Source organism: Corynebacterium suranareeae (genome assembly GCF_002355155.1).
GTDB classification, from domain to species: domain Bacteria; phylum Actinomycetota; class Actinomycetes; order Mycobacteriales; family Mycobacteriaceae; genus Corynebacterium; species Corynebacterium suranareeae.
Genome location: NZ_AP017369.1, coordinates 1190367 through 1203978, shown reverse-complemented (window position 1 = coordinate 1203978; position 13612 = coordinate 1190367). Strand labels below are relative to the sequence as shown.

Below are 13612 nucleotides of genomic sequence, written 5' to 3'. Positions count from 1 at the left end.
GTTTCTCTGCGCCCAACACTTCCTATGAATGAAGTGTCGGGCGCAGTTGTGCATTCCACGGTTTTACCGACGGTGGTTTAGCCGCAGTAAATTTTCCTGAGCCTCTCCCCCAACTAACCACCGGTGTCCAGCCATGCAAAGAACTACCGCACCACGCTGGAAAATCAATGTGGCGGATATTTTGGTAGATCACCTTAATGCCAGCTTTGTGCCACAGCGGAATAGTTGCAGCCAACGTTACTGACGGCAACACCTCCCCACTTGGCACAATAACGGTCTGTGGATCTGCCCAAAACACCACAGTGGCATTAGCTGCTTCAAGAATGAACCCATCAGCGCTAATTAAAAGTGCATCGTCGCAACCATTATTCACAGCACGGCTGCGCAGATAGGCCAACACATCTAAATCAGGACCTTTAATTGTTGGCTGTGTGCGTGGATCCGGTGTTTCTGAAAGCCACAGGGATGTCGTTTCACGCAAGGCAGGTGCTGGCCGAATTTGGACTGCGAAATCGTTGCCACCATGCCATTCAATTTTGGGAAACCATGAACCGTGGCTTGGGATGGCCTTTCTTACTTCGTGGAGAAAATTCCAGGGATCTGAGTCTATGCTGCGGGCAAAACGTTGTTCATGAAGATCCCACCGCACCACCTGATGGTCTTTAACCAAATAGGAATCGACCACCTTCGGTGTTGATTCCAGGTCGTCTTCCACGAGGCTAAAGCCATCCCACACAAGATAGGTCACGGAAACTCCACCCCAAATAAGTTAAGCAACGGCCGTGATTTGACCCGGATTTCCTCCCACTCGGCTTCGGGATCAGAAAGAGCAAGAATCGCGCCGCCCACACCGTAGTCCACGTGGTTATTTTGGATAACTAAAGTTCTGATCACCATGGAAAGATCAACTGCACCGTCAAGGGAAAAATAGCCCAAACCACCGGAGTAGATACCGCGGGGTGCTTCCTCCAATTCATCAATGATCTCCATTGTGCGCAGCTTCGGCGCACCGGTCATTGAGCCACCAGGGAATGCTGCGCGGACACACTCAATCGGGTTGCGTGGTCCAAGCTTTGCAGAAACGGTGCTAACGAGTTGGTGTACGGTGGCGAAGGTTTCTATGTCGAAAAGCTTTGAAGTTTTTACCGTCGTGGGCAAGGCGCCGCGTGCTAAATCATTGCGGACTAAATCCACAATCATTAGGTTTTCTGCACGATCTTTAGGATTACTGCGCAGCTCGGCGATAATTGCTTGGTCTTCTTCCACGGACTGTCCACGGGGTCTGGTGCCCTTAATCGGCTTTGATTCCACGTGACCTGCTGAATCAATGGTGATGAAACGCTCTGGTGAAGAGCTTAAAATGGATGTATCGCCAAGCTGGAGATATGCACCATACGCTGTGGGATTAGCTGCACGCAGTGCTAAATACGCAGCAAGAGGATCTGTGTCAGTGATGCCGTGAAGCTTTGTTGTAAGGCAGATTTCATAAGATTCACCACGGGTAATCAGATCCTGGGCCTTGTGTATTTTGGCCAGATACTCATCTTTAGAAATGCGTACGTGCAGATTGAGGTGACCGGATGCAGGTGGTCTTGGGGCAGATAAATTGTGGAGCTTTTCACTGGTTTCCGCGATCCACGCATCCTGCTCCCCCAACGCCATCAAACGCACCTGATGTGGTTCCACCGCAATGGCACGATCAGCAAAAATTAGGTGAGCATCTGGAAGATTCGATGTGTGCGTAGGCCTTGCGCCAGCTTCGGCTTTCAGCTCATAACCGAGGTATCCCACCCAACCAAGACGAAAACCTTGACCTGGTGCGACCGAATTGGCTGCCAAATCTTCCTTCAACCAATTAAAGAAATCACCGTCGCCGACGTTGTGGGTTTTAATACGTGCTAATGGGCCGGAGGCATCACCAAGATAACTGGTTCCTTGGGCATCATCGAGCCAAAAAGCATGTGAGGAATCAGCAAAAAACGTTTCAAATACTGCTGCTGGATCGACACTTAGCGGAATTGTTTTTTCGGTGATCTGCCACCTGTATTGACGCGCTAAATTAAGGAAATTCTTAATGATCTGATGACCGAACTGCCCACCGATCGACTCTGGATGAAATTGCACACCCCACTGTGGCAAGGTCTCATGTGCCAAAGCCATGATCAAACCATCTTCGCTGGTTGCTGTAGTTTTCAACACCTCCGGCAGGCGCGTTGCCACCATTGAGTGATAACGCACAGCCTGAAAAGTCTCAGGGATTCCTGCAAACAGAGCAGAACCATCATGAGTGATTTGCGATACTTCACCATGAACTGGCCGTGGCGCTAATTCGACATCACCACCATGGGCCAACGCAATACCTTGATGCCCCAAACACACACCCAAAATCGGGACGCGTGCCCGATCGATCACATCAGCACAGATACCAAAATCAGCCGGAACTCCGGCGCTACCCGGGCCTGGTGAGAGGATGACGGCGTCGAAAAGCGTCTCATCGATCTGCTGATCATTAGGCACCACCGTGGGTGCCTGATCTGTTACTTCTTCCACATAAGTGGCGAGATTAAACGTGAAAGAATCGTAATTATCGATTATTAAAACGCGCATGCCATCCTCTAGCTTGACCTCCAGCATTAAAAAAGCACCGCCAGGCCGAAGCCGACGATGCCTTCAATTTATGAAAACTCTAGAAAAACTTAGACGATTGTCCAGCTTTCCAGGCCATCATAAAGTGGGTATTCTGCAGCAAGCTTTGCTACACGGCCACGCAGAGCTTCAACATCTGCAGACTTACCATTAGCCAAAGCGGTACCGATGATATCAGCAACTTCAGTGAAGCCAGCTGCATCAAAGCCACGGGTAGCCAGCGCAGGAGTACCAATGCGCAAACCAGAAGTAACCATTGGTGGGCGAGGATCAAAAGGAACCGCATTACGGTTCACGGTGATGCCAACCTCATGCAGCAGATCTTCAGCCTGCTGGCCGTCCATCTGGGAGTTACGCAGATCAGCCAAAACCAAGTGCACATCAGTGCCACCAGTCAAGACATCCACGCCAGCAGCCTTCGCATCAGCTGCAGTTAGACGCTCAGCAAGAATGCGAGCACCCTCCAAGGTGCGCTCCTGACGATCACGGAACTGCTCAGTGCCAGCAATCTTCAAAGAAGTAGCCTTCGCAGCAATCGCATGCATCAACGGACCACCCTGCTGACCTGGGAATACAGAAGAGTTCAGCTTCTTTGCGTACTCCTGCTTAGCCAGGATGATACCGGAACGAGGTCCGCCCAAAGTCTTGTGGACAGTGGAAGAAACCACATCAGAATACGGAACTGGGCTTGGGTGCAAACCAGCTGCAACCAGACCAGCGAAGTGAGCCATATCGACCCACAGCTTCGCGCCGACTTCCTGCGCAATGGACTGGAAAGCCTCAAAATCGAGGTGGCGAGGATAAGCAGACCAGCCAGCGATAATAACCTTTGGCTGCTCCTTCAGAGCAATCTCACGGACCTGATCCATATCAACACGCATGGTTTCAGGATCAACGCCGTACGCAACAACCTCGTACAGCTTTCCGGAGAAGTTCAACTTCATTCCGTGGGTCAGGTGACCACCATGAGCCAAAGAAAGACCCATGATCTTATCGCCTGGCTCAGCCAAAGTCATCAGCACCGCAGCATTAGCCTGCGCGCCAGAGTGAGGCTGAACATTGGCAAACTCAGCACCGAAAAGAGCCTTTGCACGATCACGTGCAAGATCTTCAATGATGTCAACCTGTTCACAACCACCGTAGTAACGGCGGCCAGGGTAACCCTCGGCATATTTATTAGTTAGAACAGAACCCTGCGCCTGCAAAACAGAACGGGGAACAAAGTTCTCAGACGCGATCATTTCAAGAGTATCGCGTTGGCGGGCAAGTTCCCCAGCGATGGCAGCAGCCACCTCCGGATCAAGCTCGCTCAGTGGCTGGTAACGGACATCGTCCGCTTGGTGGGCATCGGTCATCAGGTCAGCTAACCTTTCACAAGACGAATCCCGCGCGTAAGACCTCACTCGCGGGACAGGTACGCAAACCAGCATAGACTGCCACTACCCATATAGAAAAGTGTGGGCCGGGTCCCATCGTTTCGTCCGCATGAGTTTTCATCTGTGCCCACGACTTTTAGACACCAAAGCATATGAAAAAATAACCCCGATCACACTTTCAAAGTTGCCAACGTGCACAATGGATTCATGGCAGAGCAAAATGCTGCAAGGACAAATGGTGTGAAAAATTCCCCGCGCACATCAGATTTCAGCCCCTATCTTGATTTCGATCGTGTGCAATGGCGTGAGCGTAGAAACTCAATGCCTCAGGTGCTCACCCAAAAAGAAGTCATTGAGCTGCGAGGAATCGGCGAAAACATTGACCTGGAAGAAGTCGCAGAAGTCTACCTTCCGCTTTCACGTCTGATTCACCTCCAAGTTGCAGCACGTCAACAACTTACAGCGGCCACCGAAACCTTCCTTGGCACCTCACCGTCCACCTCTGTGCCCTTTGTCATCGGCGTAGCCGGCTCCGTCGCCGTTGGTAAATCCACCACCGCTCGCCTACTGCAAGTACTTTTACAGCGTTGGAATACACACCCTCGGGTAGATCTTGTTACCACCGATGGATTCCTCTACCCCGGCGCTGAGCTAACGCGTCGCGGTTTGATGTCCAGGAAAGGCTTCCCCGAAAGCTACGATCAACGAGCACTGCTTCGATTTGTCACCGACGTAAAATCAGGCAAACGCGAAGTCAACGCACCCGTGTATTCCCACACCGCCTATGACCGCGTACCCGGTGAATTTATTACCGTCCGCCAACCCGACATCTTGATCGTCGAAGGCTTAAACGTGCTCCAAACCGGACCAACGTTGATGGTTAGCGACCTTTTCGATTTCAGCGTCTACGTAGATGCCCGCACCGAAGATATTGAAAAGTGGTACATCGACCGCTTCCTCCAACTGCGTCATACCGCTTTCCGACGCCCCGGAGCCCACTTCTCCCACTACGCCGATATGTCTGACGAACAATCCACTGCAGTAGCTCGTGAATTATGGCAATCAATCAACCTGCCGAACCTCGTGGAAAATATCCTTCCCACCCGGGTTCGAGCATCACTAGTTTTGAAAAAAGGTAGTGATCACCTGGTGGAGCGAGTTAGGATGCGCAAGATCTAGGGTTTCTGGTGGCTTTGCTAGGAATTACAGCTGGGAATTATTCTCCCGCAAGGATCCGGGTGTGAACCTACTAAATCAATCGAGCCCGGAAAATGTGCTTGAGGCGCTATTCGCCCGTTTAACGCCTCGAGATTTTTAACTGTGCATTTGTATGGGTAAGGTCCTGAAAATCTCTTAAAAGCGCTTCTGGGGAGGTATGACTTTTCAGGTGTCGCACCAAAATGTGAGAGCGACCAAACCAGGAGACCCAGAATCTTCAAAAACTTAAATGTTGGGTCTCTGTGTTTGGTATTGAGCGCGATATACCTAACACAGAGACCCACAAACGTCGAAAACGTGATTTCTGGGTCTCCTGGTTTGGTGCAGCAGTTTGGTGCAACGGTTGTCCCACGAGATCGCACAGGTGTTACACCCGTATCAGCACACAATTGCTCATTTCTATCCCAGCAAACCGCTAATTTATGGGATTCCGGCTTATTCGAGCTCAAAGACGCCCAAACGTTTTAGCCTCGGGCCCACTGCTCCACTGCAGCCAGGCGGGAGAGATCCACACGATCAACATCGGTATCAAAAGTATCAATCATCATTTTGTCGTTCGCATTCTTCAAAGGCTTAGCTTTCAGCATGTTCACGATCGTCCACATCGTGGTGCGATGTGCGGTGGACAGTTCTGAGTAGTTTAAGCGTCCAGGAAGATAGAAACGGGTCACATCCTGGGCTTTTCTTCCCAACGCTTTTGCTGCGCCATCCTTCTTCTCCACCACATCATCCAAGGTCATACCAACAGTGCACAGTGCGACTCTATGTCCTGAGAGATCTGTGTCGGTAATAAATTTGGCAGCCGGATGTGAAGGGCCGTGCACATAGCTCAGCGCGATCAGTGTGGCGTCTGGTTTTACCTCCAAGTCCTCGGCAGCCTGATCAAAATTGAGAGCTTTTACATCAAGGCGCTCTGCCAGTGCTTCTGCGTACTGCTTTGTGGAACCATAAGCGGATTCAAATGCGACGATGAAATCAGACATGTCACTCCTTGGTTGTGGGTGTTTTAAGCTATTTGCCAAATCTTCTGCTGCGCTGGGAGTAATCACGAAGCGCGCGGAGGAAGTCGATGCGTCGGAAAGCTGGCCAGTAGGTGTCTGTGAACCAAATTTCGGAATATGCCGACTGCCACAGCATGAATCCGGAAAGACGCTGTTCACCGGAAGTACGGATCACCAGGTCAGGGTCAGGTTGGCCAGAGGTGTACAAGTGAGTGGAGATCGCTTCGACTGTGACAGATTCGATAAGATCATCAGGGCTTAAACCGTTATCTTTACCTACCGCCAGAAGTTTTTGAACCGCATCGACGATTTCTTGACGTCCGCCATAACCAACAGCCATGTTTACGGCGATTCCCGTGTGGTTGACGGTAGCTTCTTCTGCTTTCCGCATTCGGCACGCCACTGCGTCTGGAAGTAGGTCAAGGTGCCCAACGAGGCGTACACGACAGTTGGTTTCTGGGCGTGCTAGTTCATCAGCAACATCAGCGATGATATCGAAAAGTAGTTGCAGTTCTTCAGAAGAACGCCCCAAATTTTCCATGGACAGCAAATAAACAGTAACGAGGTTGACATCAACATCGTCACACCAGCGAACCATTTCGCCAATCTTTTTGGCACCAACGCGGTGACCATGGCTGACATCGGTAAAGCCAGCTTCCCGGGCCCAGCGTCTGTTGCCATCACACATAATGGCAACGTGACCGGGCTGTTTGGCGCCGTCTAATTCTCTTAAAAGACGGCGCTCATAAACCGGGTACAGCAGTCTGGGCAGGTTTAACACATTTAACAGTCTAGCGCCCTTGATTATTTGGCTGCGCCACGACGCTCCCTTACAGCTGCTGCCAGCTCAGCCAGCAGATCAATAGTGGTGTCAATGTCGATGCACTTGTCGGTAACAGACTGCCCGTACACTAAGCCTTCACCGCCGTTAATACGCAATTTCGCAGGGTCTAAGTTCTGTGCTCCTCCGACGAGGAATGACTCGATCATAATTCCCGCAACAGCATCTGAACCGCCAGAAATCTGCTGTGCAATTTCACGAACAACTTCCGCTTGACGGATGTGGTCTTTTCCAGAGTTTGCATGCGAGGCATCAATCATCAGGCGCGCATTGTCACCAAGCTTATCGACGACCGCCGCCACCGAAGCCGGGTCATGGTTCGGGCCGGAGGTTCCACCGCGCAAAATAATATGAGAATTGCTGTTACCAGCGGTCTCGACGACGCTGAGCGCGCCGTCATCAGAGGTGCCGAAGAAGAAGTGAGGGTTTTGAGCTGCTTGCACAGCATCGATTGCCACCTGAATGTTTCCGTCAGTGCCATTTTTGAAACCAATTGGCATGGACATGCCGGATGCTAGCTGGCGGTGAACCTGGGACTCAGTGGTGCGTGCGCCGATAGCTCCCCACGCGACGGTGTCTGCGTAGTACTGAGGGCTATTTGGCTCCAAGAATTCGCAGCCGACTGGTAAATCAAGATTCACCACGTCGATAAGCACTTTGCGCGCTAAGCGCAATCCCTCCGGAATGTCGTAGGTTTCGTTGAGGTGTGGGTCGTTGATCAAGCCCTTCCAGCCCACGGTGGTGCGTGGCTTCTCGAAGTACACGCGCATCACGATTTTTAGGTCCTGATCCAGGCGCTTAGCAAGCGGGGCTAGACGGTTCGCGTAATCGATGGCGGCTTCAGGATCGTGAACTGAGCACGGTCCCACAACAACGACCAGACGATCATCATCACCGGCGAAAATATCAGCGATATCTTGACGATCCTGTTCAACCTTGGTGGCTTGCTTTGGTGTCAAAGGGTTAGCTTCGATGAGCTCTGTCGGGCTGGGCAGCTCATGGAAAGCAACGACTCGCTTATTGCTCGTTGACGCCGCATTTTCAAGTGACACTGGGGAACTCATTTTTCTGGCCTTTCAGGGCTATACATGGGGTGAGGTTTATCTGGGAAACAAAAAAGCAGCCCCTCTACCCTTGCGGGGAGGTGCTGCTCGACTCCGGATCTGTTCGCGTTCTAGGTGGCACGACTAACTGCCAGCTGACGCGGGAAGGCCCCGGAGCCGGACATAAAATAAAATCGTGCTGCGAACATAGTTTGGAACCTTAACACACTTTCTTTTTAGAGGAAGCCTTTTTTGGATTTTTCATTCAAGCCAGCTTCTGCCATGGCTTTACGTACGCCTTCAACATCAAAAGGATCAAGGCCATTTCGCTCTGCAAAAATGCGGCGACGATTCATCCGTGACCAGCGTCGATGAAACATCCACCCCAGCGTAAGCACGGCAGCCAGCATAGCGACGATCAGCAACAAACCAACCGGTGATGCTTTTCCAAACTCAGGTCCCAAAGGACCACCTTGCTGCTGCTGAGCCAAGATGATCGTGGTGGTGTTGTTGTACACGCCGGCAGCTGTAGTAAATACAGGGCTGAGGTCAATCACGCCGAAAAGGTCCTTCCTAAAGGATGTGGTCTAACTGCATTATTCTGCATCGGGTGCGATTCCGGCAAACAGATCATCTTCTGGGATCGAAGTCTTGACCCTCGTCTTAGCTAATTCAAACTCTTCAGTCGGCCATAGACGACGCTGTACTTCTACCGGAGTTCCAAAGAAAGCTCCCGCTGGGTCAATCTGAGTTGCATGAGCACGCAGAGCATCATCGCGCTGGTCAAAGAAGCGTTCACAAGGAACTTGGGTGGTAACCCTGGCCATGACATCAGCATCATTAGCTTTCCACCGTTCCAGCATTGGGGTGTAAGGACTAGGTTTACCCTGCTCCGCCAGTAAATCGTGGAACATCTTCATGCGCTGACGGATAAATCCGTGAGTGTAATACAGCTTTAACGGCTCCCACGGTGCACCAAGCTCAGGGGCATAAGCAGCATCGCCGGATTTTTCCCATGCAAGCATGGATACTTCATGAACTTTTAAGTGATCCGGGTGCGGATATCCACCATTTTCGTCATAGGTAATAATGACGTGCGGACGAAACTCGCGGAGGATCTGCACCAAGTCCCGAGTGACTTTATCCGAATCTTCCAAAGCAAAGCAGCCTTCTGGAAGTGGAGGCAGCGGGTCTCCTTGTGGCAGGCCGGAGTCTTCATATCCCAACCACTTGTGCTCGGTACCAAGGATCTTCATGGCTTTGGCCATTTCTTCCTGGCGCACAGCTGAGATATTGTCCAAAATTCCTGGCTTATCCATTGCAGGGTTGAGAATGTCTCCACGCTCACCACCGGTGCAGGTCACAACCATTACTCGGTTGCCTTCGGCTGCATAACGCGCCATAGTTGCTGCCCCCTTGCTCGACTCATCGTCAGGGTGGGCGTGGATCGCCAGCAGGCGTAAACCACTCACGTGTTTCATCCTTTCATTGAAGCAAAATGTGCTTCCACAGGGTTTAGTTGCTGTGTATTGCATTCATGATAGTCGGTTCCCCACAATCTCCTTATTTCATCCTCATACACCTCGGTTAACAGTTTTCCGCGCGGTGACTAAGATGTATAGGTGACCAACTCAATTCGGCCTTTGAAGAGGATGTAGACACACGTCATCATGAGCACAAATTCCAACTCTCCATCCAACGCTTCAGGCTCTTCAAACATTCCAGACATCAAACGCCCTGCAGGTCGCTACAACGCCCGACGGCCAGAAGCAGCAGCTAGTAAAAACATCAGCGGTAAAATTATTGCTGTTATCGGTGTTTTACTGGTTATCGCGATTGTCATTGTCGGAGCTAATTACCTAAAAAACCGCGATGCACGCACGGTGACAGGTCAGATGGGAGCATTCGAAAGAATTGATGATGACACCTTCCGTTTTGAAGTTGACGTCACCCGTGATGATCCCAGCCAAGTCGCCTACTGCATTGTGACCGCAAAAGACTACGCACACGCAGAGGTCGGACGCAGAGAAGTACTAGTTGAGCCCAGCGAACATTCAACAGTTCGTATCTCAACATTGATTCCAACCCGTGAACCAGCAGTTTCCGGTGGCGTTTATGGCTGCTCCACCGTGATCCCATCACATATGAACCTTTAAATACAGAAAGTTCTGCTGTGCTAAAATCTGCAGCAGAAACGTACGTTGACATCGTCGGTCAATAGGTATTGAGGAAAGTTTTAAATCTTGGCCCCGGAAAGCCGGGGCCAATCTTATGGCTTTAATCACTAACTGTCCGATGATCCACCTCTACTGTTCCCCAGGAGGGCAAGTAATTATGGCAAGTGCAGATAAGCAATACATCACCCCAGAAACCAAGGCCAAGCTGGAGGAAGAGCTCAACGCCCTCATCGCACACCGCCCTGCTGTTGCTGCGGAAATCAACGAGCGCCGCGAAGAAGGCGACCTCAAAGAAAACGCTGGCTACGATGCGGCTCGTGAAATGCAGGACCAGGAAGAAGCCCGCATCAAGCAGATCTCCGAGCTGCTCGCAAACTCCACCACCGAGCGCGAAGGCATCATCGAAGGTGTCGCACACGTAGGTTCCGTTGTTCACGTTTACTACGATGGCGATGAAAACGATAAGGAAACCTTCCTCATCGGTACCCGTGCAGCAGCTTCTGAGAACCCAGATCTTGAGACCTACTCTGAGCAGTCCCCACTGGGTGCTGCCATCCTTGGCGCTCAGGAAGGTGATACCCGCGAGTACACCGCTCCTAATGGTTCTGTCATCTCTGTGACCGTTGTTTCTGCAGAACCTTACAACTCCGCAAAGGCAGCTGCACTGCGCAGCAAGAACTAATCAAGGATTCCAAGTCTTCAAAATGACCACTCTTTCTCGTAAATTCTTCGTTTCTGCCACCACAGCCCTGGCGGCAGTCGCACTTGTTGCTTGCAGTCCCCCTCATGAAAAAGATTCTGGTCTGAAGGTGGCAACTGCAACTGGTGTTTCTTTACCTTCGAAGAATGCATCCGCGACCTCCACCGTTGACGTAGACGAGGACGCACCCGGTTACATCGATTGTGTGGCTGCACCAACCCAGCAGCCTTCTGAGATTTCTTTGAATTGTGCAATGGATATTGACCAGCTCACTGAGATTTCCTGGAGCTCATGGGATGCTGAATCCGCGACTGGCACCGGCACTCGGGTAGTCACCACCGCTGATGGCCAAGAAACCGAGACTGAAGATGTCGAGGTTGAGCTCTCCTTCCCCACCGAATCTTCCCAGGGACTTGTGTTTACTCAGGTCACTGTGGATGGACAGGTACTTTTTCTTTAAGTTTCCATAGTTAAAGAGCAAAACACCCCCACTTCCTGTTTAAGGAAGTAGGGGGTGTTTTGCTTAACGCTCTAGTTTGGCTCATGTGGTGCCAAAGGTTTGGAGGCTCGCGTGACAGCGACCTCGGCCTGGATCAAACCCCTTACCCCAAAAGCAAAGAAGGCCCCTCCTCCCTGCCGAAGAAGAACAGGAAGAAAAGACCTTTTGACTTGTCGCTAATACTAATTACTAGCGGTTTTGGAAGTAGCTCAGCAGACGAAGGATCTCGGTGTAGAGCCAGACCAGAGTCACGGCAAGTCCAAGAGCAACGCCCCACGCCATCTTGGCAGGAGCGCCTTCACGGACGAGGCGGTCAGCTGCATCAAAATCAGACAGGAAGCTAAACGCTGCCAGGCCGATGCAGACGAGGGAGAAGATAATCGCAATGATTCCTCCATCACGCAGTGGGCTTGCGCTGCCGGTGAACAACGCCCAGACGACGTTGCCCAGAACAAGCACCAAGACGCCGACCATCATTCCGGTGAGGATGCGGTTGAACTTAGGGGTGACCTTGATAGCTCCGGTCTTGTACACAAACAGCATGCCAATAAACACACCGATGGTGCCTAGGACTGCCTGACCAATGAGCGCACCTGCATCAGAATTACCCACGGTAAAGTCAGAGAGCAGAAGGGAGATTCCGCCGACGAAGAGGCCTTCGAATGCTGCGTAGATCAAAGTGACCGCTGCAGAACCATACTTCTTGCCAAAGGTACTGACCAGCACGGTGATGAATCCACCGATGGCACCCACAAGAGTCAAGATCATGCCGAGGCCTGGGCTAGCCAACCAGATGCCAAAGTTAATGAGAGCAAAGACCACAATAACCGCGAGAGTGATACCAGTTTTGGTGATCACGTCATCAACGGTCATTGGGCGTTCAGCTTTTTGTGGAGCTGCGTTTTGCTGGTAGACACCACCGAAGTTGTCGTAACCACCGTATGGGTTCTGGCCTTGTGGACGTTGGGTTTCCTTAAGGGAACTAAAAACGGGATTGCTGCTTCGCACGGAGTCCCCGATCCTTTCAGTTGATTTTCATCGTTCAATGAAGTCAACGCATCAAGGATCAGGAAAGTTCCCCACGTGAGAAACTATTTTTCTAACCTTTACTACCCTTACATTTTCACTGGGATCGGGGTGTTTAGTAGTTCCTCACTAAGCTGCGACCATTCAGACTGTTCCAACGCGGTAAGAGCTTTTTGCTGTTGGTTATTAACAGCTACAACGCGAGCAAGGTCCATTCCCCACTCATCAAGACCAACGGGTACTGGGAATGCAATGGAACCAGCGGCAACATCAATACGTGTCTGGGTTCCAGCTGGGATGGTCACCATATCGCCCTGCCCCATAAAGCGGCAGTAACCGGGGGTAGTCACCGTTGCGGTACCGCTGTAAATCCACAGCTGCTGGTCCTGATGTGCTTCTGCAAAAGTGGTTGTTGCAGGAATACGAGGAGGTTGGCCAGCTGCGCCCATACCGATTTGCCCAGAAGAAAAAGTGGACGGAGTGGAGCCGGTGTGGCGTCGAAAAGCTCTGGTCAAGCTACTGGTCGCGGCGAACCCGACAAGGCTCGCAACCACTGAAATGCTGAAATCATGAGCCAGCAGGCTCGCTGCAACGCACACGCGTTGCGCGGCACGCCATTCACTGAAGGAGTATCCGGTGGACTTTAAGAATTGGCGCTGCAAAGTACGCGCTGATACTCCCTGCATTTCTGCAAACTCTTCAAGGCTTGTTTGATCTGCCGGGTTTGATACCAAAATCTGCGCAACCGCGCGCGCCTTACGAGGAGCAGGTAGCGGAGGCGTTGGTACTCGATCGGTAAACAGTTTCGCAATGTCGGGCGACAGTGTCCCCTTGCCCAAAAGTGAACGGCTGTACTCAAAAGTCAGGCGATCATTCCAAATATGGCCAAGATGAATGCGACGCGCAGGCCCAACGATGTTCAACACATCAAAGCGGATATCTAAAACAAGCCCTTGAGAATCGTCAGTAACCTGAACTTCCTCTGGCGCGAATAGCAGATCACCCGCGACGAGAGTAAAAATTCTCTCGCCAAAACGAACTGTTGACACACCGGAATGGCACCACAACAAGCTGGCAGAACTCAT

Annotated in this window: 14 protein-coding genes; 4 read left to right on the top strand and 10 right to left on the bottom strand. The window is 51.4% G+C overall.

The window, feature by feature from the left end:
- Positions 1-22: 22 nt before the first annotated feature.
- The 3 genes from N24_RS05705 to glyA all read right to left on the bottom strand — a co-directional run bounded on the left by N24_RS05705 (position 23) and on the right by glyA (position 4001).
- Positions 23-748, bottom strand: a complete 726-nt coding sequence (locus N24_RS05705; RefSeq protein WP_096455113.1) for an aminotransferase class IV — start codon at positions 746-748, stop codon at positions 23-25.
- Positions 745-2607, bottom strand: coding sequence for an aminodeoxychorismate synthase component I (pabB, locus tag N24_RS05700; protein WP_096459799.1), 1863 nt, complete (start codon positions 2605-2607; stop codon positions 745-747). The genes N24_RS05705 and pabB overlap by 4 nt, the downstream gene beginning before the upstream one ends.
- Before the next feature lie 89 nt (positions 2608-2696).
- The gene (gene glyA, locus N24_RS05695) at positions 2697-4001 is read right to left on the bottom strand and encodes a serine hydroxymethyltransferase (RefSeq protein ID WP_096455111.1); all 1305 of its coding nucleotides are present in this window, start codon (positions 3999-4001) and stop codon (positions 2697-2699) included.
- Between the two features lie 228 nt (positions 4002-4229).
- On the opposite strand from glyA, the gene coaA reads away from it, so the two are divergent.
- Positions 4230-5201 (top strand): type I pantothenate kinase, encoded by a 972-nt coding sequence (coaA, locus tag N24_RS05690; protein WP_096455109.1) that lies wholly within the window; start codon positions 4230-4232, stop codon positions 5199-5201.
- Between the two features lie 503 nt (positions 5202-5704).
- Here the strand turns inward: coaA and N24_RS05685 are convergent.
- The 5 genes from N24_RS05685 to mca form a co-directional block, all read right to left on the bottom strand.
- Positions 5705-6223, bottom strand: a complete 519-nt coding sequence (locus N24_RS05685; RefSeq protein ID WP_096455107.1) for a flavodoxin domain-containing protein — start codon at positions 6221-6223, stop codon at positions 5705-5707.
- A gap of 28 nt (positions 6224-6251) precedes the next feature.
- Positions 6252-7022: an isoprenyl transferase gene (locus N24_RS05680; protein WP_096455105.1), complete on the bottom strand. Its 771-nt coding sequence runs from the start codon at positions 7020-7022 to the stop codon at positions 6252-6254.
- A 23-nt stretch (positions 7023-7045) separates the two neighbouring features.
- The gene (locus N24_RS05675) at positions 7046-8146 is read right to left on the bottom strand and encodes a 3-deoxy-7-phosphoheptulonate synthase (RefSeq protein ID WP_096455103.1); all 1101 of its coding nucleotides are present in this window, start codon (positions 8144-8146) and stop codon (positions 7046-7048) included.
- 215 nt (positions 8147-8361) lie between these two features.
- Positions 8362-8682 (bottom strand): hypothetical protein, encoded by a 321-nt coding sequence (locus N24_RS05670; RefSeq protein ID WP_096455101.1) that lies wholly within the window; start codon positions 8680-8682, stop codon positions 8362-8364.
- A 39-nt stretch (positions 8683-8721) separates the two neighbouring features.
- A complete protein-coding gene (gene mca, locus N24_RS05665; protein WP_096455099.1) occupies positions 8722-9597 on the bottom strand; it encodes a mycothiol conjugate amidase Mca in 876 nt (291 codons plus the stop codon).
- A 198-nt stretch (positions 9598-9795) separates the two neighbouring features.
- On the opposite strand from mca, the gene N24_RS05660 reads away from it, so the two are divergent.
- The 3 genes from N24_RS05660 to N24_RS05650 all read left to right on the top strand — a co-directional run bounded on the left by N24_RS05660 (position 9796) and on the right by N24_RS05650 (position 11462).
- A complete protein-coding gene (locus N24_RS05660; protein WP_096455096.1) occupies positions 9796-10281 on the top strand; it encodes a DUF4307 domain-containing protein in 486 nt (161 codons plus the stop codon).
- A gap of 178 nt (positions 10282-10459) precedes the next feature.
- Positions 10460-10984: a transcription elongation factor GreA gene (gene greA, locus N24_RS05655; RefSeq protein ID WP_096455094.1), complete on the top strand. Its 525-nt coding sequence runs from the start codon at positions 10460-10462 to the stop codon at positions 10982-10984.
- A gap of 22 nt (positions 10985-11006) precedes the next feature.
- Positions 11007-11462 carry a hypothetical protein gene (locus tag N24_RS05650; RefSeq protein WP_096455092.1) on the top strand — a complete coding sequence of 152 codons (456 nt, stop codon included), beginning with the start codon at positions 11007-11009 and terminating at the stop codon, positions 11460-11462.
- 228 nt (positions 11463-11690) lie between these two features.
- Here N24_RS05650 and N24_RS05645 read toward each other — a convergent pair whose 3' ends face one another.
- A complete protein-coding gene (locus N24_RS05645; RefSeq protein WP_096455090.1) occupies positions 11691-12509 on the bottom strand; it encodes a Bax inhibitor-1/YccA family protein in 819 nt (272 codons plus the stop codon).
- A gap of 107 nt (positions 12510-12616) precedes the next feature.
- Positions 12617-13612 carry an AraC family transcriptional regulator gene (locus tag N24_RS05640; RefSeq protein ID WP_096455088.1) on the bottom strand — a complete coding sequence of 332 codons (996 nt, stop codon included), beginning with the start codon at positions 13610-13612 and terminating at the stop codon, positions 12617-12619.

Coding starts and splice junctions, on each gene's coding strand:
- pabB (WP_096459799.1), bottom strand. CDS start 2,607: ATGCGCGTTTTAATAATCGATAATTACGATTCTTTCACGTTTAATCTC.
- glyA (WP_096455111.1), bottom strand. CDS start 4,001: ATGACCGATGCCCACCAAGCGGACGATGTCCGTTACCAGCCACTGAGC.
- coaA (WP_096455109.1), top strand. CDS start 4,230: ATGGCAGAGCAAAATGCTGCAAGGACAAATGGTGTGAAAAATTCCCCG.
- N24_RS05685 (WP_096455107.1), bottom strand. CDS start 6,223: ATGTCTGATTTCATCGTCGCATTTGAATCCGCTTATGGTTCCACAAAG.
- N24_RS05675 (WP_096455103.1), bottom strand. CDS start 8,146: ATGAGTTCCCCAGTGTCACTTGAAAATGCGGCGTCAACGAGCAATAAG.
- N24_RS05660 (WP_096455096.1), top strand. CDS start 9,796: ATGAGCACAAATTCCAACTCTCCATCCAACGCTTCAGGCTCTTCAAAC.
- greA (WP_096455094.1), top strand. CDS start 10,460: ATGGCAAGTGCAGATAAGCAATACATCACCCCAGAAACCAAGGCCAAG.
- N24_RS05650 (WP_096455092.1), top strand. CDS start 11,007: ATGACCACTCTTTCTCGTAAATTCTTCGTTTCTGCCACCACAGCCCTG.
- N24_RS05640 (WP_096455088.1), bottom strand. CDS start 13,612: ATGAGTTCTGCCAGCTTGTTGTGGTGCCATTCCGGTGTGTCAACAGTT.